Consider the following 22,444-nt stretch of genomic DNA (forward strand, 5'->3'; position numbering starts at 1 on the left):
CAGCGGGAGCAAGCTCCCTCGCCACAGGGGCTATGTGCAAGACCTTGATCACAGGCGCGGCGCCGGCACTTGGTCGAGCAGTTGCTCAAGCACCTGATCAACGTCCAGCCCTTCGATGTCCAGCTCCGGAGCGATCCGCACCCGATGGCGCAACACCGCCAGCGCACAGCCCTTGATGTCGTCGGGAATCACAAACTCGCCACCGCGCAACAACGCCCGCGCCCGCGCACAACGCACCAGGGCGATGGAGGCCCGCGGGCCCGCGCCGAGGGTCAGGCCGGGCCAGGAGCGAGTGGCCCGGGCCACGCGGATGGCGTAGTCGAGCACCTGTTCATCGAGGGGCAAGTCGCTGGCGATGCGTTGCAGCGCCATCACATCCTTGGCCTGCAACACCGTGCGCAAGGGCTGCACGTCGAGCATATCTGCCCGGGTCGAGCGGCTGACCTGGCGGACCATGTCCAGCTCTTGCTCGGCGTCGGGGTAGTCCATGCGCACCTTGAGCATGAAGCGATCCAGCTCGGCTTCCGGCAGTGGGTACGTGCCTTCCTGTTCAATGGGGTTTTGCGTGGCGAGCACCATGAACGGTTGCGTGATGGGCAGTGCCCGCCCTTCAAGGGTGACCTGGCGTTCCTGCATGGCTTCAAGCAGCGCCGCCTGGGTTTTGGCCGGGGCGCGGTTGATTTCGTCGGCCAGCAACAGGTTGGTGAACAACGGTCCCTTGCGCAGTTTGAACTGCTCGGTTTGCAGGTCGTACACCGCGTGCCCGGTGACGTCGCTGGGCATCAGGTCCGGGGTGAACTGGATGCGCGCGAACTCGCCGCCGAAGCAGCGGGCGAGGGCGCGGACCAGCAGGGTTTTGCCCAGGCCGGGCACGCCTTCGAGCAACACGTGGCCGCCAGCGATCAGCGCGGTAAGCACGTCATCGATCACGGTGTCCTGGCCGATAACCGCCTTCTGCAATTCGCTGCGCACGGCCTGGGCCAATTGACTGGCGCGCTGGCGCTGCTGGGCGGCGTGCTGTTGTGTGCCGGGCTCGATCTCACTCATAGGGCATTCCTCAAGGTTTGCAGGTGGGCGACCTGACGGCTGAATTCAGCGCTGGACAGCCGCTGTTTCGGGCGTGGGCTCAGGGCCTGGCTGATGGCGCGGGTGGGTTGCCGGGTCAGGCGCGCGAGCACCAGCCATTGTTCGGCAACCGCCAATTGTTCGAAGCCGGGATGGCGGCGTCGGGCGCGGCGCAAAATGTCTTGCTGCAAGGCTTGCAGCAGGTTGTTCTGCCCATTGCGACGCAACATGAAATCGGCGCTGGCGCGCAAGTGTTCCTGAAGTTGGCGGCGTGCCCTTGGAGCGGGCTCAAGGATTGGACCCTGACGTACACCGACATGCCAGCAACCGAGGATGATCAACGCTGCGAGGGCGACCAGCGCCTGGGGAAAGTAGCGCAGCAACAAGGTCAGCAGCGAATCGTGATCGGTGTTGTACAGCAGCGTCACGCTGGTGTCGGCGTTCAAGTACCAGAGCAGCCAGGCATTGTCGTATTTCTCGATGGCCGGGGTTTTCCACAGGTCGGCGTCGGTGACCACGGTGATTGAACCGAGCCCGTGGTCCAGCTGCATCATGTGCGTGGCCTTGCCACTGTTGGCCCAGGACTGGGCGAGATTTTTCGGGTCTTCGAGATGGAACTCGGTATCGAAGCTGACGTAAGCCGGGGCGTCTTCGTCCTCGAGGTAGAGCTTGGTCAGTTTTGGATACGGATCGTCGATGGGGTCGGGCGGTGGGTCCTTGAGGTCTTTGCTGAGGATCTGGTGCAGTTGCACTCGATCGAGCAGCACGTCATTGCTCTGGCCAGTCTTTTCATCCCACAAGGATTCGGCAACGAATAGCAGACGGCCGCCGGCCCGGGTCCAGTTCAACACCTGATCGATCTGGCGCGGGGTCATGGTCGAGCGGTCCCCGAGCAGCAACAGGCTGTGTTGGCGCGGGTCGATGCCGGGCAGCACGTCGAGGCTATTGGCGTGAGTAACGGCGAGGCCTTGTTTGCGCAGGAACTGCTCCGCCGCCAGGTAGGGATTGGCCCGGGCCTCGGGGGAGGCGCCGTGATCGACGACTTCCTGATAGGGCGTGGCCTTGAGGTACAGATACACGCACAACGCGCCAAGCAACACCGCGAACAACGCGCCAAGCGCCTGCCATCCACGCCGGCTCAATGGGCGGCTCCCGGGGTGAACAGCGCGCGCCAGCCGTCGCAGAGTTCCTGTTGCAGTTGCGCCGGTGGCAAGCGGTGCCCGTAGGCCATGTTCTGCCAATGACGGGTCAGGCTTTGACTGAAGGCCAGCAACGCCGGCTGTTGCAGCTGCGCGACGCGCACCAGCACCTGGCCTTCGGTGTCGGCGTCTTTCAAGGGCAGGTTGAAGTCATGCAGCAAGCGGCTGAGCAGGGCGCGATACAGCAACCCGAGGGCCTCCCGAGGGTTGGACTGCCAGAGGATTTCGGCGCTCCCGGCAACGTCGTCGGGCAGGGTTTCGTGATGGACGTCCAGCCCGAATAACTGCTTGGGCACTGGGCGATTCACCTTGCTGCGCAAGGCCGGTCGACGGCTGACAAACGCCTGCAACCACTCGCGGTAACGCCAGATCAACAGCCCGACGGCAGCAATCACCGCGCCCCACAACAGCACTTCGATCAGCGTGGCCAGTGCGCCGAAACGTTGATTGTCCAGCAGTCCAAGCAGCGTCTTCAGCCATTCTGGGGCGTTGCCATCGCTCGGGGTTTTGGTGGTGGTTTTGTCTTCGCCAAAACGATATCGGGTAACGGTTTCCTTGTTCTTGAACGGCGGCTGATCAAGGATCGCCTTGATGCTGTCCCGGGACGCCTGACTGGTCAGGGGCTGGTCCAGCAGGCGCGGCGTGTCCGGTGAAATGACCGGCTCGGCGGCCCAGACGGTTTGCGTCGTCGGTATGCATACGATCACCGCCAGCAACACGGCGACTGCCGCGCCGCTCAGGCGCTGGCGCATCCGACGGAACACCAGTTCAATGTCCCAGGCCTCCAGCACCGTGCGTCGGTTCAGGTAAAGGCTGAAGCCGCAGGCGACGTAGATCGGTTCCCACACCACCAACACCAGAGCGTAAAAGGCGTTGGTCAGGTGCTCCAGCCACCGCCAGTCGTGATTGGCCGCGGCGATGAGGGTTTGCCAGTTCCAGTCCAGCTCGATCTGCTGGGGCAGGAGCAGGTAGAACAGCACCATCAAGCCGATCCACAAGGCGCTTTCCAGGTGCACGCCAATGATCGTCAGCCACTGCGCGGCGCCGGCATTGCGCTGCAGTAATACGTGCAGACGCTGTTGTCGCGCGATACCGCTCAAGCCTTCAAGTTGCACCACTGGCATCACGAAGCTACGGCTCAGGCTCAGGCGTCGCCAGGTCAGGCTCGCCAGCAGTTGTGGCTTGAGCAGTTGCGGCCATTGGCGCAGGGCCTGTTTGAGGGTGGGGGTTTCACCGAACAGGGTTTGGGACAGGATGTACAACGGCAGTCGTTCGAACGCCGGTTTGAGCCACCAGAAAATAAACACGGCCAGCGACGGCGAATCCCACAACAGCAGGCTGAGCACGGCGAATGTCGGCAAGGTCACGATGGCCCAACTGGTCATCAACAGGCGACGGTGCCGTTGACTCATCAGCACGCCCAGGTCCATGGCTTCCCAGGTGATGCGCGGGCGAATCACCACGGTGGCGTCACTCAGGCGCATGGCGGGTCCGTCCGGCAAACAGCAGGTATACCGCCACCAACAACCAGAGCGCAGCACCGACCAGGTATTTGGTCATTGGCGTAGGCGCGGTCATGGACGACCAGTAGGCTTCGATAAACGCAGCAATCAGCAGAAACAGCATGACCCCGCAAATCAGTAGCACGCTTTTACGCGCCGCCACACGCAAGGATTCGGCCCGAGGCAGGCGCCCGGGTGCAATCAGCGCCCAGCCCAGTTGCAGGCCGGCAGCGCCGGACAGGGCGATTGCGCTCAGCTCGAAGGCCCCGTGGCCAATCACGAATGACCAGAAGGTTTGCCCGTAACCGATGTGGGTCAGGTGCCCGGCCACCGCACCGATCGTCAAGCCGTTGAAGAACAGGAAAAACGCGCTACCCAGGCCAAACAGCAAACCGCTGGCGAAGGTCTGAAAGGCGATACCGATGTTGTGCATGATGTAGTAGCCGAACATCACCCAGTCTTCGCTGGCCGCCCGTTCGGCCGACCGCCCGAGGTGCCCGGCAACGGGGTCGTACATGCTTTGCATCTCGGTCACCTGCTCGGTCGGGATCAGGTTGTAGATCAGGTCCGGGAACAGGTACACCAGCAAGCCCATGCCGATCAGGCTGCCAAAAAACATCAGGCCGGCAGCCAATACAAAGCGCCACTGCTGGCGCACCAGTTGCGGGAAACCGGCCAGGATAAACGCCAGTGCGTTGGCCCCCAACTGGCTGCGATGCCGATAAAACTGTTGATGGCCACGCAGCACCTGATGCTGCAACGAATCCACCAGGAAACTGCTGTAGCCGCGCTCGCGGGCCAGGGCCAGGTGTTGGCAGAGGCGTCGATAGTCTTTCGGGAAACTGGCGATTCGTGAGGCTTCCTTGCCCCGTTCCAACCGGTCAAGCATGAGGGCGAACTGCTCCCATTCGGCCTTGTGGCGACTTTCGAACAGGCTTTGCTTCATGCGGGGCCCAACAAGCTGCGGGCGATGCCGTTGAGTTCAGTCACCGCTTGTGGTGCTGGAACCTGCAACGGTTGAGCGAGGACGGTTGCCAGTTCCTGGACTCGGGCACCGGAGAGTTCACCCTGGCGTTCGGCAAAACCGAGGATGGCGCGTTGCTCGGTCAGCGTCAGGGCAAACACCGGGCGCCGGGGTTGGGCTTCGGGCAGTTCGGGGCGGGTGAGCGGTTTTTCGCTGTAGATCACCAGCGTGCCGGCGGCCAGGTCGCCGAGGCGCTTGAAGGTCGGGTGTTGCAGGCAACTGATGGCCCCGAGGAAATAGCCGAACGGCAACAGGTCGACAAAACGCAGCAGATTGCGCAGCAACGAGGCCGACCAGCCGACGGGCGTGCCATCGTCCTGCACCACCCGCAAACCCATCCATTGCTTGCCGGGCGAGCGACCCTGATTGAGCACCTCGAACAGCACCATGTACCACCAACTGACCCCGAACAGCAGGATTGAGCCCAGCCCGGCACCGAGTTTGCCGAGAAACGCCAGAACGGTGAACAGCAAACCGAGGATCAGCCCGCGCAGCCCGAGGTCGATGGAGAACGCCAGTGCACGGATCATCAGCCCGGCCGGGCGCAGTGGCAAGTCGATGCCTTCGGGCGTTTCGACTTGATACCGCGTGTCCAGTGGCGGGGACAGCGTCGCTTTCCTTGGCAGTGCTGTGCTCTCGAGCATGGGCAACCTGAATGATGGGGCCGGGTCGGGATTCAATCTTCGTCCGATGCTAGCAGCCTCTCGGGGGGAAACGACATAACTATGTATTGCACGGTGAGTTGTCAGAGGTGATTGAATGACAGATTGACTGGCCGCAGCGACTTGTCTGCGCCTAGACTTCGTCGGTCTTCAGTTCAGGAACAGCCCGTGACCTCCATCTTCTGGTACGACTATGAAACCACTGGCATCAACCCCCGTTGTGACCGCCCGCTGCAAGTGGCGGGGATTCGCACCGACTTCGAACTCAATGAAATAGACGAGCCGGTCAATCTTTACTGCCAGCCCAGCGATGACATCCTGCCGCATCCGGCTGCCTGCGCGATCACCGGTATCACGCCGAGTCGCCTGGCCACGCAAGGGTTGAGCGAAGCCGACTTCATGACGCGGGTGCATGCCCAACTCGCGGCCCCCGGTACCTGTGGGGCGGGTTACAACACGTTGCGTTTCGACGACGAGATGACCCGTTACAGCCTGTATCGAAACTTTTTCGACCCGTATGCCCGCGAGTGGCAGGGCGGCAACAGCCGCTGGGACCTGATTGATGTGGTGCGCGCAGCCTATGCCTTGCGTCCCGATGGCCTGAGCTGGCCTACGGATGACGAAGGACGGGTGACGCTCAAGCTGGATCGTCTGACGGTGGCCAATGGCATCGATCATGGCAACGCCCACGAGGCCTTGTCGGACGTGCGCGCCACCATTGCCCTGGCCCGTCTGATTCGGGAAAAACAACCGAAGCTGTATGACTGGCTGTTCCAGTTACGCAGTAAACAGAAGGTGATGGATCAGGTTCGGCTGCTGCAACCGATGGTGCACATCTCCGGGCGTTTTTCGGCGGCTCGCCACTATGTGGGTGTGGTGCTGCCGTTGGCCTGGCACCCGCGCAACAAGAACGCACTGATAGTTTGCGACTTGCACCTCGATCCCCAGGGCTTGCTCGATCTGGATGCTGAGACGCTGCGTCAGCGCCTGTATACCCGCCGCGATGATCTGGCCGACGGCGAGTTGCCGGTGCCGCTCAAACTCATTCATATCAACAAATGCCCGGTGGTGGCACCGCTCTCGGTACTTCGTTCTGAAGATCAGCAACGCCTGGGGCTGGATATGGCGCTATATCAGGAACGGGCGCTGCGGCTAAGTGACGCACAACAAGTTTGGCGAGATAAAGTCGCGGCGATTTATTCCAGCGACGATTTCTCATCAAGCCAGGACCCGGAGCAACAGTTATACGATGGCTTTATCGGAGATCGGGATCGGCGTTTGTGTGAGCAAGTCAGAGCCGCTGACCCTGCACAATTAGCGCAACAACAATGGCCGTTCGATGATGAACGTTTACCTGAATTATTGTTTCGATATCGCGCACGCAACTTTCCCGATACGTTGAATTTCGAAGAGCAAGAACGCTGGCGAATATTCTGTCAGCAACGATTGTCGGCGCCTGAATGGGGAGCGCCAAATACCCTGGAATCATTTGCAGAGGCAGCCACCCAATTGGCGATTAGTGCTACATCGATTCAGCAAGAGGTGCTCAATGAGTGGCAGGATTATGTCCAGGTATTACGCAAACGTTTGAGCCTTTGAGTTCGAACATGAAGGTTGCCTGAACCTCAGGCATAAAAAAACGCCAGCATCAGCTGGCGTTCTTTTGAGTCGCGAAATCAGTCTGCGACAGGCGTTGCGGCTTAGCCCAGCAGGGTAGCCCAGCCTTCAACCACGTCACCGCCCCACTTGGCTTTCCACTCTTTCAGAGTTTTGTGGTTGCCACCTTTGGTTTCGATGACTTCGCCGTTGTGCGGGTTTTTGTATTGTTTAACTTTGCGAGCACGCTTGGTGCCAGTAGTTTTTACTGCGCCGCCGCGTGGTGCTTTGGTTTTGGACTCTGGATCCAACAGCGCGATGATGTCACGCAGGGATTTGGAGTATTCACCCATCAGGGTGCGCAGTTTGCCTTCGAATTCCAGCTCGGTTTGCAGTTTGTCGTCTTGGGACAGGTTCTTCAAACGGGCTTGCAGCTCTTTGATAGCTTCTTCGGTGGCGCGGTATTCGTTGATCAAGGACATGAGGACTACCTTATGTAGGACGCAGGATGGCAGGGGACAGTGCGGCAATAATAGTCAGGGTGTTTCATCAAGTAAACATTTAACCGGAGTTTATTTAATTTAGTTACGGTGAGCCGGTCACAAAACCGATGTATTGTTAAATAGTGTCAGGGTAGTCATCACAGATATTCACAATTGTTCTCTTGAAGATGGGCTACAAGAACACCATCGCGAGGGCAGTGACGCTGCCAGAACCCCCTGTCGCTGAACGGCGTGCCGGGCAAGGCGTCATCAATACTGCAGTTTTGCTGCGCAATCGCTAGAATGGCGGCCTTTGCGAAGTTCTGGAGTTTGACCCTCATGCGCACTTTTCGGCTGGTGATTGCTTGCCCGGACCGCGTCGGCATCGTTGCTAAAGTCAGTAACTTTCTGGCGTCACATAACGGCTGGATCACTGAAGCGAGCCATCACTCGGACAATCTCAGTGGCTGGTTCTTCATGCGTCACGAAATTCGTGCCGATTCGCTGCCTTTTGGTATTGAGGCTTTGCGCGAAGCGTTCGCGCCGATAGCCGAAGAGTTCTCGATGAACTGGCGTATTACCGACACTGCGCAGAAAAAGCGCGTGGTGTTGATGGCCAGCCGTGAATCTCATTGCCTGGCTGACTTGCTGCACCGCTGGCACAGTGATGAACTGGATTGCGAAATTTCCTGCGTGATCTCCAACCATGACGACTTGCGCAGCATGGTCGAGTGGCATGGCATTCCGTACTACCACGTACCGGTCAATCCGCAAGACAAAGAGCCGGCCTTCGCCGAAGTTTCGCGCCTGGTCAAACAGCACGATGCCGAAGTGGTAGTACTTGCCCGTTATATGCAGATTCTGCCGCCAGCGTTGTGCAGCGAATATGCCCACAAAGTCATCAACATTCACCACAGCTTCCTGCCGTCGTTCGTTGGTGCCAAGCCGTACCACCAGGCTTCCCTGCGTGGCGTGAAGCTGATCGGCGCCACTTGCCACTATGTCACCGAAGAACTGGACGCCGGTCCGATCATCGAGCAGGACGTGGTGCGTGTCAGCCACAGCGACAGCATCGAAGACATGGTGCGCTTCGGTCGCGACGTCGAGAAGATGGTGCTGGCCCGCGGTCTGCGTTATCACCTGGAAGACCGGGTGCTGGTGCACGGCAATAAAACTGTCGTGTTCTAACACTGCACGGTTGAAATTCGAAGGGCCTGGGCGTTCAATCGCTCAGGCCCTTCGCCGTTTCAGCACTAAGGACATGACCATGGCCGATCCACTGGATAAAGCCACTTCCAAGGCGCCCGCCACGTTGGGCGAGGGTTGTTTGAGTCGTTATGATCCGGATGAGATGAGCCCGGAAGACGGGACAGAGTTTCCCGGTGCGGCCGAGTTGTGGGAGGAGTTGAAGCCCGAGTCCGACGATGAAAGGATTAAACCCTGAAAAGATCGTCCGAACGCGGCCCGAGCCTTCGGCAGCTCCTACGCCTGCTTGAGCTTCATTAACTTTTTAAGCAGCGGTCGCCCAAGCATTAGCAAAAACACCGGTCCACCGACGACCAGATAGAAGTAATACGTCACCGCCCGCCAGATCAGAATCGCTGCCGCTGCAGTCGATTTTCCCACCATGGGCGCCAACAGCGCCGCCGACGTCAACTCCGCCGCCCCGGCACCGCCCGGCAACAGGCTGAACTGCCCCGCGCTCAGCGAGAGCATTTGAATCAGAAAGGTCCAGGCCCACTGCAAATCCGCCCCCAAACCGCGCAACGCCAGATACAGCACGCTATAACGCACGGCCCAATGCAGGCAGGTTAAGGCAAACACCTTGATCAGCGTCTGATAAGGCAATTTCAGCGTGTCAGTGAACGCCGCCAGAAAATGCAGGAGTTTTCGCGCCCAACGCAGGCGCGTGGTCGCTTTGACATTCAGGCGCGCCAGCAGCCGACCGCTCAGGCGAATCAGTAGGCGATGGTAGCGAGCCACCACCACGCAACTGACCAACCCACCGAACATCGAGACGGCGCTGACCGTCAGCAGCCACTCCATGCGTTGGCTGAGGTGCTGGAACAGCGCATAAATCAGAATCCCGCTGAGGGCGCAGAGAAAGAACAACAAGTCGCTCAATTGGTCCATGGCGAACACCGCGCTGCCCCTGGCCGGGCGCACGCCATTGCGCGCGAGCAAGGCCATGATGGTCAGCGGCCCGCCACTGCCGCCGGGTGTGGCGCAGTAGGCGAACTCGGCGGCCATCACCACGCCGAGGCTTTTGAGGCGGGTGACCTTGTCGCGCTGATCGCCGAGCAACAGGCGCAAACGCATCGTGTTGACCACCCAGCAGAGCAGGATCATGGCGAACATGATCAGCAATTCGCTCAGCGGAAAGTTTTGCAGTCGCGACCAGGTTTCGTTGCCGCCCAGCACCAGCGGGATCAGCACCGCCGCCAGCAAGGCGAGGAACAGCAGAATCCCGCGACTCATGCGGCGCGACCGAAACGGTCATTTTGCAGCGTCAGCCAGTTGGCCTTGGTCATTGGCACACGGCCCTCGTCGAGCAAGCGTTTAAGGGTTTGCAGCCAGTAATTGCGCGAGAATTCATGGCGCATGTCCACCGGGTGCAGACCGAGGCGAATCACCGGTGCTTGCTGCCAGCGTTGTTCACGTTGATCGCTGACGAGTTTGGACACGCCACGGCGCCAGGCGCTTCGGGCACTCCACACCAGCCCCGGTGCATCGATCGCCGTGAAGTCTGGCAGACGATACAGATGTTGCGAGTCGCTGGTGTAACTCAATGGCAACTGACGCAAGGCCTGACGCGTACCTTCGCTCATCAGCCAGGCAGGCGCTACAAAACCCTGTAAGGGCCAATGGTAACGATCAAACACTTCAATACCGGCGCGCAGGCGGGCGAGGGCCGCCTCCCGGGACAGGCTATAGAACTCGCCTTCGTGAGTGTAGATCCGCCGCATAAACCAGTCCCGTGGCGTGGTTGCCGGCGGGCTGTCATCGCAGTGGAAGTAGCCGTGCAGGGCCAATTCGTCGCCCAGGGCGAGGCGGCTGCTCAACCGTCGCCGAAATCCCGGATGGGCTTCGAGTGCGTTGTGCTTGTGAAAGTCGGGCACTACCAGCCAGGTCATCGGCACGCCGCCCAAGGCGTCGACAGCATCGACGAACGGCTGGTAATCGGCCCAGGTCTGCGGCGCCACGTCGTGCAGCACCAACAGCAGGGCGGGCGCGCTCATGGACTCAACCATTGACGGTCAGCGGCCAGTGGCTGCCGAGCACAGCGTGATAGTGGCCCAGCAGGCTGTTGACCACCGAGTCCCAGGCGTAATGCCGTTCCACATGTTGCCGGGCCAGCTGACCCAGTGCGACGCTGCCCTGACTGAACAACTCGCGCACCGTGTTGGCCATGGCCAAGGGATTGTTCGGCGCGCACAGCAGGCCGCATTGATCAGTGACAATTTCCTGAAAAGCCCCAGCCGCCACAGCGACGACCGGAATGCCGCTGGCCATGGCTTCGAGGATCACCAGGCCGAAGGTCTCTTGATCGCCGGCATGCAACAACGCATCGGCACTGGCCATCAATCGCGCGACCTGCGCCGCCGGGCAGAACTCATCGACCACCGTGACGTTGTCCGGCACCTGGGCCGGCATCGATGAACCCACCAACAGCAAGTGATAGCGAGGCCCCAGGTGTTGCATGCAACCGAGCAACACCGGCAGGTTTTTCTCCTTGGAGCCACGACCAGCGAAGATCAGCAGCCGGGTGTCTTCATCAATCCCCAGTTCGGCACGTAGGCCCGGATCGCGGTGACTCGGGTTAAAGGTTTGCAGGTCAACACCCAGCGGTTGCACGAACACATTGCGCACCCCCAGACCGATCAGTTTGTCCGCCATGACCTGGCTCGGCGCCAACACCCGGTCGAAGTTGCCATAGAGCTTGCTGACATAGGCTTCGACATTGGTGGTTACCCAGTGGCCCATGCGATTGCTGACCAACAGTGGCAAGTCCGAATGATAAAAGCCGATCACCGGCACATCGAGTTGGCGTCGGGCATCCAGCGCCGCCCAAGCGGTGAGGTAGGGGTCGCCGACTTCGATCAGGTCGGGCTGCAAGTCCTGCAAGACATTGCGCCACGGCGCCAGGCGGAGGGGGAAGCGATAACCCTTGCCGAAGGGCAGGGCGGGGGCGGGAACCTTGTACACGCCGTCCTGCTCGCTCAGATGTTTGCCCGGGATCAGCAAACTGTGACGAATACCCGGTTTTACACTCAGGCGACGGTGCTTGGCATCCAGATAAGTGCGCACGCCACCGCTGGCAGGGGCGTAGAACATGGTTATGTCAGCGATATGCACGGTGAACATCCCTCCGGTCGGTGTCACTCCTTTGGTTGACCTTTATGAAGGATAGATGTTCGGTGGGGGTTGTGGAGCGGGGCGGGGTGTCAGCGGGATTTTGTGGTGTTTGGGAGGCCGTCTTCGCGGGCAAGCTCGCTCCCACAGGGGATTTGTGAACGACACAAATCCAATGTGGGAGCGAGCTTGCTCGCGATGAGGCCTTCAGGAACGCATCAGATCCGGAAACTGCCGACCAACTGCTTCAACCGCGCAGCCTGCTGCTCAAGGTCCGAGCACGCCCGTAACGTCGATTGCAGGTTCTCCACACCTTCCTGGTTCAGCGTGTTGATCTCGGTAATGTCGACGTTGATCGACTCCACCACTGCCGTCTGTTCCTCGGTAGCGGTGGCCACCGACTGGTTCATTCCGTCGATCTCGCCGATGCGCAACGTCACGCTGTTCAAGCGCTCACCGGCCAGGTTGGCGATTTCCACGCTGTCCTGGCTGTGGCGTTGGCTTTCGCTCATGGTGCTCACGGATTCACGGGCGCCGACTTGCAACTCCTCGATCATGGTTTGCACCTGTTGCGCCGATTCCTGAGTACGGTGCGCCAGGTTACGAACTTCGTCGGCCACTACCGCAAACCCGCGCCCGGCTTCACCGGCACGTGCCGCTTCAATGGCCGCGTTGAGGGCCAGCAGGTTGGTTTGCTGGGAGATGCTGGTGATCACTTCGAGAATCTGGCCGATGTTCACGGTTTTGCTGTTCAGCGACTCGATGTTGGTGCTCGACGCGCTAAGCATGGTCGACAGTTGATTCATCGCTTTAATGCTGCGATCCACCACTTGCTGACCGTCTTCGGCCAGGCTGCGCGCATCGCTGGCCTGATTCGACGCTTGTGCGGCGTTGCGGGCGATTTCCTGGGCGGCGGCACCGAGTTGGTTGATCGCGGCGGCCACGCTGTTGGTGCGCGAGGCTTGCTGGTCGGAGTTGAACATCGACGAGTTCGAGGCCGCGACCACGCGCAACGCCACTTCGTTGACCTGGCCGGTGGCCGAGGACACTTCGCGAATCGACGTATGAATCCGCTCCACGAAACGGTTGAAAGCGGTGCCGAGGATGCCGAATTCGTCCTGGTTCACGATGGTCAGGCGTTTGGTCAGGTCGCCTTCACCGTCGGCGATGTCTTCCATGGCGCGGGTCATGACGTGCAACGGCTGGATCAGGATACGGATCAGCATGCCGAGCAGGGCGATGATGATCGCCACGGCAATGGTGGTCGCGATGATGGCCGAGGTGCGGAACTCGCTAAGCATGGCGAACGCCTTGCCCTTGTCCACGGAGAGGCCGATGTACCAGTTGACCGAGGATAGCCCTTTGATTGGGGTAAAAGTCACGATGCGGGTTTTGCCATCAACCTGGATTTCGCTCGGTTGATTGCCGATGACTGGCGTGTCTTGCGGGTAGACGTCCTTGAGGGTTTTCATCACCAGCGCTTTGTCCGGGTGAACCAGGATCTTGCCGTCGGCGCTGACCAGGAAGGCATAACCCATGCCGTCGAAGTCCAGCGCGTTGAGGCTGTCGGCGATCACTTGCAGGCTCAAATCGCCGCCGACCACGCCCACGTCCTGACCGTCCTTGAGGACGCGGTTGACGATGGAGATCACCAATTGGCCAGAGGCCATATCGATGTAGGGTTCAGTCAGCGCCGAACCGCTGGAACCTTGGGCCGTTTTGTACCAAGGGCGAACGCGAGGATCGTAGCCGTCGGGCATCTTGCTGTTCGGGCGAATAATGAAGGTGCCATCCTTGTTGCCCAGGAACGCCCCCATAAAGGTAGAACTCACCGCTTTTTGTTCGAGCAGGCTGCCAACGTTGCCAGCCTCTGGGTTCAGTGCAACGGTTTGCGACAGGTTTTCGATCAGCAGGCTGCGACCGGCCAGCCAGGTTTGAATGTTTTTGGCAGTAACGCTGCCCATTTCTTGTAGATAGTTGTCCAGATCGCGGCGAATCGCATTGCGTTGCAAATAGTCGTTGTACAACGTGAACGAGGCAAAGGCAGCAATAACGATCAGGGCGGCGGCAAGCAGGATTTTATGGCTGAAGCGCAGATTTTTGTTCATGGCTTGGGGTGTCCGCTAAGGTCTAAATGTCCAGGGCGTGCTTTTATAAAGACGCGCCAAACGGGCAGTGGTGAAAGTAAGCTGATATTCCGTCTCTCCTTAGGGAATTACCGACGCTCTTTTCAGTCTGGTCTCTCGCCTCTTTTTATCGGCCGTGAAGGATCAAAGATTAACCATGGGTGACAAAATGCCGGACTCATCGCAACTCGTTATCGGCGCCGACCTTGCGGGGCAGCCGATCACCCAGGCCATGCGCCTGGCGAACCGTCACGGTCTGGTCGCGGGCGCCACCGGCACCGGCAAAACCGTCACCTTGCAGCGTCTGGCCGAAGCGTTTAGCGATGCAGGTGTGGCGGTATTCGCGGCCGATATCAAAGGTGACCTGTGCGGCCTCGGTGCCGCCGGCAATCCGCAAGGCAAGGTCGCCGAGCGGATCGCCGGGATGCCTTGGCTCAATTACACGCCGCAGGCCTATCCGGTGACGTTGTGGGACATTCACGGTGAGAGCGGTCATCCATTGCGCACCACCCTGAGTGAAATGGGACCGTTGCTGATCGGCGCCCTGCTGGAACTGACCGACAGCCAGCAGTCGGCGCTGTACGCCGCGTTCAAGGTCGCGGACCGCGAAGGCCTGTTACTGCTGGATCTCAAGGACTTGAAAGCGCTGCTCAATCACCTGCGGGACAACCCGCAATTGTTGGGCGACGATGCGGCATTAATGACCACTGGTTCCAGTCAGGCCCTGCTGCGGCGGTTGGCAACCCTGGAACAGCAGGGTGCCGAAGCGCTGTTTGGCGAGCCGGCGCTGCAACTCGAAGACATTCTGCAACCGGCCGCCGATGGTCGCGGGCGTATTCACCTGCTCGATGCCAGCCGTCTGGTGCATGAAGCGCCGAAGGTTTATGCGACGTTCCTGCTGTGGTTGTTGGCTGAACTGTTCGAGCAACTGCCGGAGCGCGGCGATGCGGACAAACCACTGCTGGCGTTGTTTTTCGACGAGGCGCACTTGTTGTTCGCCGGCACGCCCAAGGCGTTGCAGGATCGGCTGGAGCAAGTGGTGCGGTTGATTCGTTCCAAAGGCGTCGGCGTGTATTTCGTCACCCAATCACCGGGGGACTTGCCGGACGACGTGCTGGCCCAGCTCGGCCTGCGTGTTCAGCATGGCTTGCGGGCGTTCACCACCAAGGAGCAGAAATCCTTGCGCGCCGTGGCTGAAGGCTTCCGGCCAAACCCGGCGTTTGATGCCTTGTCGGTGTTGACCGAGCTGGGGATTGGCGAAGCGCTGGTCGGGACCTTGCAGGACAAGGGCACGCCGGAGATGGTCCAGCGGGTGCTGGTCGCACCGCCGCAATCGCGGATCGGGCCGTTGACCGAAACCGAACGCACGATGCTGATCGCCGGGTCGCCGTTCAAGGGGCGTTATGACAAACCAATTGATCGTGAGTCGGCGTATGAAGTGCTGATGGCGCGTAAGAGTCTGGCGCCTGAAGCCGAGGTGGCGGCGGGTAAGCCTGCGCCAGAAGAGCCGAGTTTCACCGACAAAGCCGGGGAATTCCTCGGTACGGCGGCGGGGCAGGCGCTTAAATCGGCGATGCGACAGGCGGCTAATCAGTTGGGCCGACAGTTGGTGCGCGGGTTGATGGGCTCGTTGCTTGGCGGCAGCAAACGCCGATAGCAAGCGGGCACGGTCAAAATGTGGGAGCGGGCTTGCTCGCGAATGCGGTGCGTCATTCAACAATGATGTTGAATGTTAGACCGCGTGTAGGAGCGAGGCTTGCCCGCGAAGAGCCCTTCAAGACCGCCAAAAGCTTCGCGGGCAAGCCTCGCTCCTGCAGGGGTTGTGTCAGTCCTTGGGTTTGGCGTGAGCCGCAAGGCGCTCCAGCGCCGCCCGCAGGTTCGGATCTGTGATGCCGTCGGCCGTCGCCTGAATCGTCGCGCCCGCATCCATCGACAAACTGATGGTATGCCCCGCCGCGCCCTGCTGAACGGTCGGCGGCTGCACCTTGAACAGAATCCGGGTCAGGCTGGCAAACTCATCAAACAACTGTAATTGCCGTTGCAGACGCTTTTGTTGGTAACGCAGGCGGGTTGCCCAGTGACCGTCGGTGACGATCAACAACAAACTGCCTTCGCGCCACGAGGCTACATGGCAGTGCTCGCGGGCGGCGGGCTGCAACTGGCTTTCCAGCAGACGTTGTAAATGACCCAGGCGTTGAGCGTGGCCGAAGATGGCTTTCAGCGGTTTGGCTTCGCGAAGCAGAACGGCGGGTGCTCTGGCCGTAAGAGGGCGAAATGCCATGATCAGACACCTGAAGTAACAGAGCGGCCATGGTAGCAGAAAGCACTCGATGAGCCTGACCCATTGCTTTGCGAGCGCTTTACCCATTAAATCAACAAGTAACTTCTGCCGTGAATGGGTTGAAGTTCAGTAAAAAGCCCTTATTTTAAGTGAGCCCCGTAACAGCGCAGTGCATGCATCGTGGAATAACGCCACTTTCCTCACCATCGTTTCCGGGTAGAATGCTCGTTCGCATGCGGCCATGAGGGCTGCACGGGCGACTCACGGGGCCGCCCTCCATCCCTTTAGTGTGGAAGATCCTGCCGATATGTTTGCGCCTTTGTTAAAGAAACTTTTTGGAAGCAAGAACGAGCGTGAAGTCAAACGCATGCTCAAGACGGTGCAATTCGTCAATGCCTTCGAAGAGCAAATGGTAGCCCTTTCGGACGATCAATTGCGTGCCAAGACAGACGAGTTCAAGGCCCGCATCGCCAAAGGGGAAACCCTCGACAAGCTGCTGCCAGAAGCCTTTGCGGTCGCCCGCGAAGCCGGTAAGCGCGTCATGGGTATGCGTCACTTCGATGTCCAACTGATCGGCGGCATGACCTTGCATGAAGGCATGATCGCGGAAATGCGTACCGGTGAAGGCAAGACCCTGGTGGCAACACTGGGTGTTTACCTCAACGCGCTGTCCGGCAAGGGCGTGCACGTTGTAACGGTGAACGACTACCTGGCCCGTCGCGACGCCAACTGGATGCGTCCGCTCTACGAATTCCTCGGCCTGACGGTCGGCGTGGTTACGCCGTTCCAGCCGCCGGAAGAGAAACGCCTGGCTTACGCCGCCGATATCACCTACGGCACCAACAACGAATTCGGTTTCGACTACCTGCGCGACAACATGGCGTTCAGCATGGAAGAAAAATTCCAGCGCGAACTCAATTTTGCCGTGATCGACGAAGTCGACTCCATCCTCATCGACGAAGCCCGTACTCCACTGATCATTTCCGGTCAGGCCGAGGACAGCTCCAAGCTGTACATCGAGATCAACAAACTGATCCCGCAGCTGGAATTGCACATCGAAGAAGTCGAAGGCGAAGTTACCAAGGCTGGCCACTACACCGTCGACGAGAAGACCCGCCAGGTCGAACTCAACGAAGCCGGTCACCAGTACGTCGAAGAAATGCTCACCCGTATCGGCCTGCTGGCTGAAGGCGAGAGCCTGTATTCGGCGCATAACCTGGGCCTGCTGACCCACGTTTATGCAGGTCTGCGTGCGCACAAGCTGTTCCATCGCAACATCGAATACATCGTGCAGGACGGTCAGGTTGTCCTGGTCGACGAACACACCGGTCGTACCATGCCGGGCCGTCGTTTGTCCGAAGGCCTGCACCAGGCCATCGAAGCCAAGGAAAACCTGAACATCCAGGCCGAAAGCCAGACCCTGGCCTCGACCACGTTCCAGAACTACTTCCGTCTGTACAACAAGCTGTCCGGCATGACCGGTACCGCAGACACCGAAGCGTTCGAATTCCACCAGATCTACGGTCTGTCGGTGATGGTTATCCCGCCGAACAAACCGCTGGCGCGTAAAGACTACAACGACCTGGTGTTCCTCACCGCGGACGAGAAGTACGCCGCCATCGTCGCCGACATCAAGGAATGCATGACCCAGGGCCGTCCGGTGCTGGTGGGTACTGCGACCATTGAAACGTCTGAGCACATGTCCAGCCTGCTCGTGAAAGAAGGCATCGAACACAAGGTTCTGAACGCCAAGTTCCACGAAAAGGAAGCCGAGATCATTGCCCAGGCCGGTCGTCCAGGCGCACTGACCATCGCCACCAACATGGCCGGTCGTGGTACCGACATCCTGTTGGGCGGTAACTGGGAAGTGGAAGTGGCATCCCTGGAAGACCCGACCCCTGAGCAAATCGCTCAGATCAAGGCTGACTGGCAGAAACGTCACCAGCAAGTGCTGGAGTCCGGTGGCCTGCAGGTGATCGCTTCCGAACGTCATGAATCGCGCCGTATCGACAACCAGTTGCGTGGTCGTGCCGGTCGTCAGGGTGACGCCGGTTCGAGCCGCTTCTACCTGTCGCTGGAAGACAGCCTGATGCGCATCTTCGCCTCTGACCGGGTGAAGAACTTCATGAAAGCCCTGGGCATGCAGTCCGGTGAAGCGATCGAGCACCGCATGGTGACCAACGCCATCGAGAAGGCTCAGCGCAAGGTTGAAGGCCGTAACTTCGACATTCGCAAGCAACTGCTCGAGTTCGACGACGTCAACAACGAACAGCGTAAAGTGATCTATCACATGCGTAACACGTTGCTGGCCGCCGACAACATCGGTGAAACCATCGCCGACTTCCGTCAGGACGTGCTCAACGCTACCGTCAGCGCGCACATTCCACCGCAATCGCTGCCAGAGCAGTGGGACGTGGCCGGTCTGGAAGCGACCTTGCAGAGCGACTTCGGCGTGGCACTGCCGATCCAGCAATGGCTCGACGAAGACGATCACCTGTACGAAGAAACCCTGCGCGAGAAGCTGATGCACGAGCTGATCGCCGCGTACAACGAGAAAGAAGACCAGGCGGGCGTTGAAGCGCTGCGCAGCTTCGAGAAGCAAATCGTACTGCGCGTTCTGGACGACCTGTGGAAAGACCACCTGTCGACCATGGACCACCTGCGTCACGGCATCCACTTGCGTGGTTACGCTCAGAAGAACCCGAAGCAGGAATACAAGCGCGAGTCCTACACGCTGTTCTCCGAGCTGCTGGATTCGATCAAGCGCGACTCGATCCGTGTGCTGTCCCACGTTCAGGTTCGCCGCGAAGATCCGGAAGCAGAGGAACAACGCCTGCGTCAGGAAGCCGAGGCACTGGCCGCGCGTATGCAGTTCCTGCATGACGAAGCGCCAGGTCTTGAACAACCGGAACTGCTCGGTGAAGAGGTCGACGTAGCCTTGGCTGTCGCACCGGTTCGCAACGAACAGAAGCTGGGCCGTAACGAACTGTGCTACTGCGGTTCGGGCAAGAAATTCAAGCATTGCCACGGGCAGATCCAGTAAAACCCGTTTCAAACGCTGAAATACCCGCGCCGCGACCGGCATCAGCCGTCGCGGCGTTTTGCCATTTAAACCCACCGTCTTCCTGATGACGGTGCTGACATCATTTTTAAAGGAGCGCATTCATGGCTGTTGGTCTTGGTCCTTTGCCAACGTTGCACCCGGTTGCCGGTTTTGAACTCGGTATCGCCTCGGCCGGCATCAAGCGCCCAGGGCGCAAGGATGTCGTGGTCATGCGCTGTGCCGAAGGTTCCACGGTCGCGGGCGTGTTCACCCTGAACGCTTTCTGCGCAGCTCCCGTGATTCTGGCCAAGCAACGTGTGCAAGGGCCGGTGCGTTACCTGCTGACCAACACTGGCAATGCCAACGCCGGCACTGGCGAACCTGGCCTGGCGGCTGCCGAGCGCACCTGCGCCAAACTGGCTGAACTGACTGGCGTCGATGCCAGCCTGGTGCTGCCGTACTCCACCGGTGTAATCGGCGAGCCGCTGCCGGTCGAGAAAATCGAGGGCGCGTTGCAAGCCGCCCTCGACGACCTGTCGGTAAACAACTGGGAAGCTGCCGCCACCGGCATCATGACCACCGACACCTTGCCAAAAGGTGCCAGCCGCCAGTTCCAGCATGACGGCGTGACCATTACCGTCACCGGTATCAGCAAAGGCGCGGGCATGATTCGTCCGAACATGGCGACCATGCTCGGCTACATCGCGACCGACGCCAAAGTCTCCCGCGAGGTGCTGCAAAACCTGTTGCTGGACAGCGCCAACAAGTCGTTCAACCGCATCACCATCGACGGCGACACCTCGACCAACGACTGCTGCATGCTGATCGCCACCGGTCAGGCCGCGTTGCCGGAAATCACCAGCGCCAGCGGTGAACTGTTCGCCAAGCTCAAGCAAGCCGTGTTCGAAGTCTGCATGGATGTGGCCCAGGCCATCGTGCGTGACGGCGAAGGTGCCACCAAGTTCGTGACCGTTGAAGTCAACGGCGGTGGCAATCACCAGGAATGCCTGGACGTCGGTTACACCGTGGCCCACTCGCCGCTGATCAAGACCGCGCTGTTCGCCTCCGATCCGAACTGGGGCCGCATCCTGGCCGCCGTCGGCCGTGCCGGCGTGCCGAACCTGGACGTGAGCAAGATCGACGTGTTCCTGGGTGATGTGTGCATCGCCAGCCGTGGCGCTCGCGCATCGACCTACACCGAAGCCCAGGGCTCGGCGGTGATGCAGCAGGAAGAAATCACTATCCGTATCGAACTGGGCCGCGGCGATTGCAGCGAAACCATCTGGACCACCGACCTGTCCCACGAATACGTGAAGATCAACGCCGAGTACCGTACGTAAGACCGAGTCGCTCCATTCGCGAGCAGGCTCGCTCCCACATTGGATTTGTGTACATCGCAATACCCTGTAGGAGCGAGGCTTGCCCGCGAAGACGGACTACCAGACGCTAGAGATTCTGGCCTGAATTCCCCATCAAAAGGTCCCGAACATGAGCCTGCACCTGATCATCGGCGACAAACTGCTTTCCTCCTGGTCCCTGCGCGGTGCACTGGCCCTCGATCTGGCCGGTGCTCCCTACACCGAAGAACTGATCAAGCTCGGCCAGCCGGACACCCGTGAACGCCTGCTCAAGCATTCGCCGACCGGCAAAGTCCCGCTGCTGAAAACCGAACACGGCGTTATCGCCGATTCGCTGGCGATTGCCGAATACCTGGCTGAACAGTTTCCCGATGCCGGTCTCTGGCCCAAAGACACCGCCGCCCGTGCCCAGGCACGTTCGGCTTGCGCGCAGATGCACAGCGGTTTCTTTGGCTTGCGCAGCAACATGTCGTTTGACCTGAGCCGTGACGAAGCGCTGGCCTCGACCCCGGCGGATGCTCAGGCAGACATCGAGCGGATGCTGGCGTTGTGGGCTGAATGCCGCGCGGTTGCCACCGAAACCGGTCCGTTCCTGTTCGGCGGTGCAACCCTGGCCGATGCATTCTTCGCACCGATTGCCGTGCGTCTGCGCACTTATCAGGTGAAGCTGCCTGCTGTGGATGAAGCCTATGTCGAAACCATTTACCAATGGCCAGCCTTCAAGGCTTGGCAGAAGGACGCTCTGGAGGAGGTAACGCAGTGAAACGAGTACACGTCGCCGCCGCTGTTATCCGTGACAGCGCTGGCAAGATCCTCATCGCCCGCCGTGCCGATACCCAGCATCAGGGCGGTTTGTGGGAGTTTCCCGGTGGCAAGGTCGAGGCCGACGAGTCGGTCGAAACCGCTTTGGCACGCGAACTTCAGGAAGAGTTGGGGATTGTCGTCGGTGCAGCGCGACCGCTGATCAAGGTTCAACACGATTACCCGGACAAGCAGGTGTTGCTGGACGTCTGGGAAGTCTCGGCATTTACCGGCGAGCCTCACGGTGCTGAAGGCCAGCCGTTGGAGTGGGTTGCGCCCCGTGATCTGCTGAACTACGAGTTCCCGGCGGCCAACCAGCCGATCGTTGCGGCCGCACGGCTGCCGGCGGAGTACCTGATTACCCCGGAAGATCTGGAAACCCCGGCCTTGCTGCGCGGTATCCAGAAAGCCATTGCCGGTGGCATCAAGTTGATTGTGTTGCGGGCACCGAACGGCTACGACCCTAAATACCGCGATCTGGCGGTGGATGCGGCGGGGCTATGTGCCGGCAAGGCGCAGTTGATGATCAAGGGGCCGTTCGAGTGGCTGGGGGACTTCCCGTCCGCCGGTTGGCACATCACCGCTGCGCAGTTGCGCAAGTATGCAGAGAAGGGCCGACCGCTGCCGGCGTCGCGCTGGTTGGCGGCATCCTGCCATAACGCGGAAGAACTGGCGTTGGCCGAGCAGATGGGCGTCGACTTCGTGACTCTGTCGCCGGTGCAGTCGACCCAGACGCACCCGGATGCTCAGCCGTTGGGCTGGGAACAGGCGAAGGCCCTGATCGAAGGCTTCAGCAAACCGGTGTTCTTGTTGGGTGGTGTTGGCCCGGCGGAACGCGAGAAGGCTTGGGAGGCTGGGGCGCAGGGCGTGGCGGGGATTCGGGCGTTTTGGCCTGAGGCTTGATTCTGCGGTGATGCCGCTGGCCTCTTCGCGGGCAAGCCTCGCTCCTACA

General features: G+C 60.1%; 19 protein-coding genes and 1 pseudogene. 8 read left to right on the forward strand and 12 right to left on the reverse strand.

Annotation, left to right across the window (positions count from 1 at the left end):
* Positions 1-48 precede the first annotated feature (48 nt).
* The 5 genes from AC1MEW_RS10235 to AC1MEW_RS10255 are packed head-to-tail and all read right to left on the reverse strand — an operon-like array spanning position 49 to position 5,434.
* On the reverse strand, positions 49-1,047 hold the full coding sequence (locus AC1MEW_RS10235; RefSeq protein WP_201206214.1) for an AAA family ATPase: 999 nt from the start codon (positions 1,045-1,047) through the stop codon (positions 49-51).
* On the reverse strand, positions 1,044-2,207 hold the full coding sequence (locus tag AC1MEW_RS10240) for a DUF4350 domain-containing protein (protein ID WP_323570182.1): 1,164 nt from the start codon (positions 2,205-2,207) through the stop codon (positions 1,044-1,046). Before AC1MEW_RS10240 ends, AC1MEW_RS10235 begins: the two co-directional genes overlap by 4 nt.
* Positions 2,204-3,748, reverse strand: coding sequence for a DUF4129 domain-containing protein (locus AC1MEW_RS10245; RefSeq protein ID WP_322269470.1), 1,545 nt, complete (start codon positions 3,746-3,748; stop codon positions 2,204-2,206). The genes AC1MEW_RS10240 and AC1MEW_RS10245 overlap by 4 nt, the downstream gene beginning before the upstream one ends.
* Positions 3,735-4,712, reverse strand: a complete 978-nt coding sequence (locus tag AC1MEW_RS10250; protein ID WP_322269469.1) for a stage II sporulation protein M — start codon at positions 4,710-4,712, stop codon at positions 3,735-3,737. Before AC1MEW_RS10250 ends, AC1MEW_RS10245 begins: the two co-directional genes overlap by 14 nt.
* Positions 4,709-5,434, reverse strand: a complete 726-nt coding sequence (locus AC1MEW_RS10255) for an RDD family protein (RefSeq protein ID WP_323570181.1) — start codon at positions 5,432-5,434, stop codon at positions 4,709-4,711. Before AC1MEW_RS10255 ends, AC1MEW_RS10250 begins: the two co-directional genes overlap by 4 nt.
* Before the next feature lie 186 nt (positions 5,435-5,620).
* On the opposite strand from AC1MEW_RS10255, the gene sbcB reads away from it, so the two are divergent.
* Positions 5,621-7,051 (forward strand): exodeoxyribonuclease I, encoded by a 1,431-nt coding sequence (gene sbcB, locus AC1MEW_RS10260; RefSeq protein ID WP_480426193.1) that lies wholly within the window; start codon positions 5,621-5,623, stop codon positions 7,049-7,051.
* Between the two features lie 101 nt (positions 7,052-7,152).
* Here sbcB and mvaT read toward each other — a convergent pair whose 3' ends face one another.
* Complete coding sequence (gene mvaT, locus AC1MEW_RS10265; protein WP_007933316.1) at positions 7,153-7,530, reverse strand: histone-like nucleoid-structuring protein MvaT; 378 nt, start codon at positions 7,528-7,530, stop codon at positions 7,153-7,155.
* Between the two features lie 339 nt (positions 7,531-7,869).
* Between mvaT and purU the strand changes: the two genes are divergently transcribed.
* Entirely contained in the window at positions 7,870-8,718 is an 849-nt protein-coding gene (purU, locus tag AC1MEW_RS10270; RefSeq protein WP_201206202.1) for a formyltetrahydrofolate deformylase, read from the forward strand.
* Positions 8,719-8,797: 79 nt separating this feature from the next.
* Positions 8,798-8,974, forward strand: coding sequence for a hypothetical protein (locus AC1MEW_RS10275; protein WP_322269465.1), 177 nt, complete (start codon positions 8,798-8,800; stop codon positions 8,972-8,974).
* Positions 8,975-9,012: 38 nt separating this feature from the next.
* Here AC1MEW_RS10275 and gpgF read toward each other — a convergent pair whose 3' ends face one another.
* From gpgF to AC1MEW_RS10300, 5 genes and pseudogenes are all read right to left on the reverse strand, one after another.
* On the reverse strand, positions 9,013-10,008 hold the full coding sequence (gene gpgF, locus AC1MEW_RS10280; RefSeq protein WP_201206199.1) for a glucosaminyl phosphatidylglycerol flippase: 996 nt from the start codon (positions 10,006-10,008) through the stop codon (positions 9,013-9,015).
* Entirely contained in the window at positions 10,005-10,781 is a 777-nt protein-coding gene (gpgD, locus tag AC1MEW_RS10285; protein ID WP_201206197.1) for an N-acetylglucosaminyl phosphatidylglycerol deacetylase, read from the reverse strand. The genes gpgF and gpgD overlap by 4 nt, the downstream gene beginning before the upstream one ends.
* The gene (gpgS, locus tag AC1MEW_RS10290) at positions 10,774-11,895 is read right to left on the reverse strand and encodes an N-acetylglucosaminyl phosphatidylglycerol synthase (protein WP_201256806.1); all 1,122 of its coding nucleotides are present in this window, start codon (positions 11,893-11,895) and stop codon (positions 10,774-10,776) included. Before gpgS ends, gpgD begins: the two co-directional genes overlap by 8 nt.
* A 206-nt stretch (positions 11,896-12,101) precedes the next feature.
* The gene (locus AC1MEW_RS10295; RefSeq protein WP_416195314.1) at positions 12,102-12,866 is read right to left on the reverse strand and encodes a methyl-accepting chemotaxis protein; all 765 of its coding nucleotides are present in this window, start codon (positions 12,864-12,866) and stop codon (positions 12,102-12,104) included.
* A gap of 141 nt (positions 12,867-13,007) precedes the next feature.
* Positions 13,008-13,991, reverse strand: a pseudogene (locus tag AC1MEW_RS10300) (HAMP domain-containing protein); the annotation flags it as partial.
* 187 nt (positions 13,992-14,178) lie between these two features.
* On the opposite strand from AC1MEW_RS10300, the gene AC1MEW_RS10305 reads away from it, so the two are divergent.
* Complete coding sequence (locus AC1MEW_RS10305; protein ID WP_201206767.1) at positions 14,179-15,666, forward strand: helicase HerA-like domain-containing protein; 1,488 nt, start codon at positions 14,179-14,181, stop codon at positions 15,664-15,666.
* Between the two features lie 168 nt (positions 15,667-15,834).
* Here AC1MEW_RS10305 and AC1MEW_RS10310 read toward each other — a convergent pair whose 3' ends face one another.
* Entirely contained in the window at positions 15,835-16,290 is a 456-nt protein-coding gene (locus tag AC1MEW_RS10310; RefSeq protein ID WP_201206191.1) for a DUF721 domain-containing protein, read from the reverse strand.
* A gap of 307 nt (positions 16,291-16,597) precedes the next feature.
* Here AC1MEW_RS10310 and secA point away from each other — a divergent pair, with 307 nt between their 5' ends.
* From secA to AC1MEW_RS10330, 4 genes are all read left to right on the forward strand, one after another.
* Entirely contained in the window at positions 16,598-19,333 is a 2,736-nt protein-coding gene (secA, locus tag AC1MEW_RS10315; RefSeq protein ID WP_201206189.1) for a preprotein translocase subunit SecA, read from the forward strand.
* A 122-nt stretch (positions 19,334-19,455) separates the two neighbouring features.
* The gene (gene argJ, locus AC1MEW_RS10320) at positions 19,456-20,673 is read left to right on the forward strand and encodes a bifunctional glutamate N-acetyltransferase/amino-acid acetyltransferase ArgJ (protein ID WP_480426195.1); all 1,218 of its coding nucleotides are present in this window, start codon (positions 19,456-19,458) and stop codon (positions 20,671-20,673) included.
* A gap of 148 nt (positions 20,674-20,821) precedes the next feature.
* Positions 20,822-21,454: a glutathione S-transferase family protein gene (locus tag AC1MEW_RS10325; RefSeq protein WP_201206185.1), complete on the forward strand. Its 633-nt coding sequence runs from the start codon at positions 20,822-20,824 to the stop codon at positions 21,452-21,454.
* Entirely contained in the window at positions 21,451-22,395 is a 945-nt protein-coding gene (locus AC1MEW_RS10330; RefSeq protein WP_480426196.1) for a Nudix family hydrolase, read from the forward strand. The genes AC1MEW_RS10325 and AC1MEW_RS10330 overlap by 4 nt, the downstream gene beginning before the upstream one ends.
* The last annotated feature ends 49 nt before the right edge of the window (positions 22,396-22,444 follow it).

Source organism: Pseudomonas sp. ASL4 (assembly GCF_056680395.1).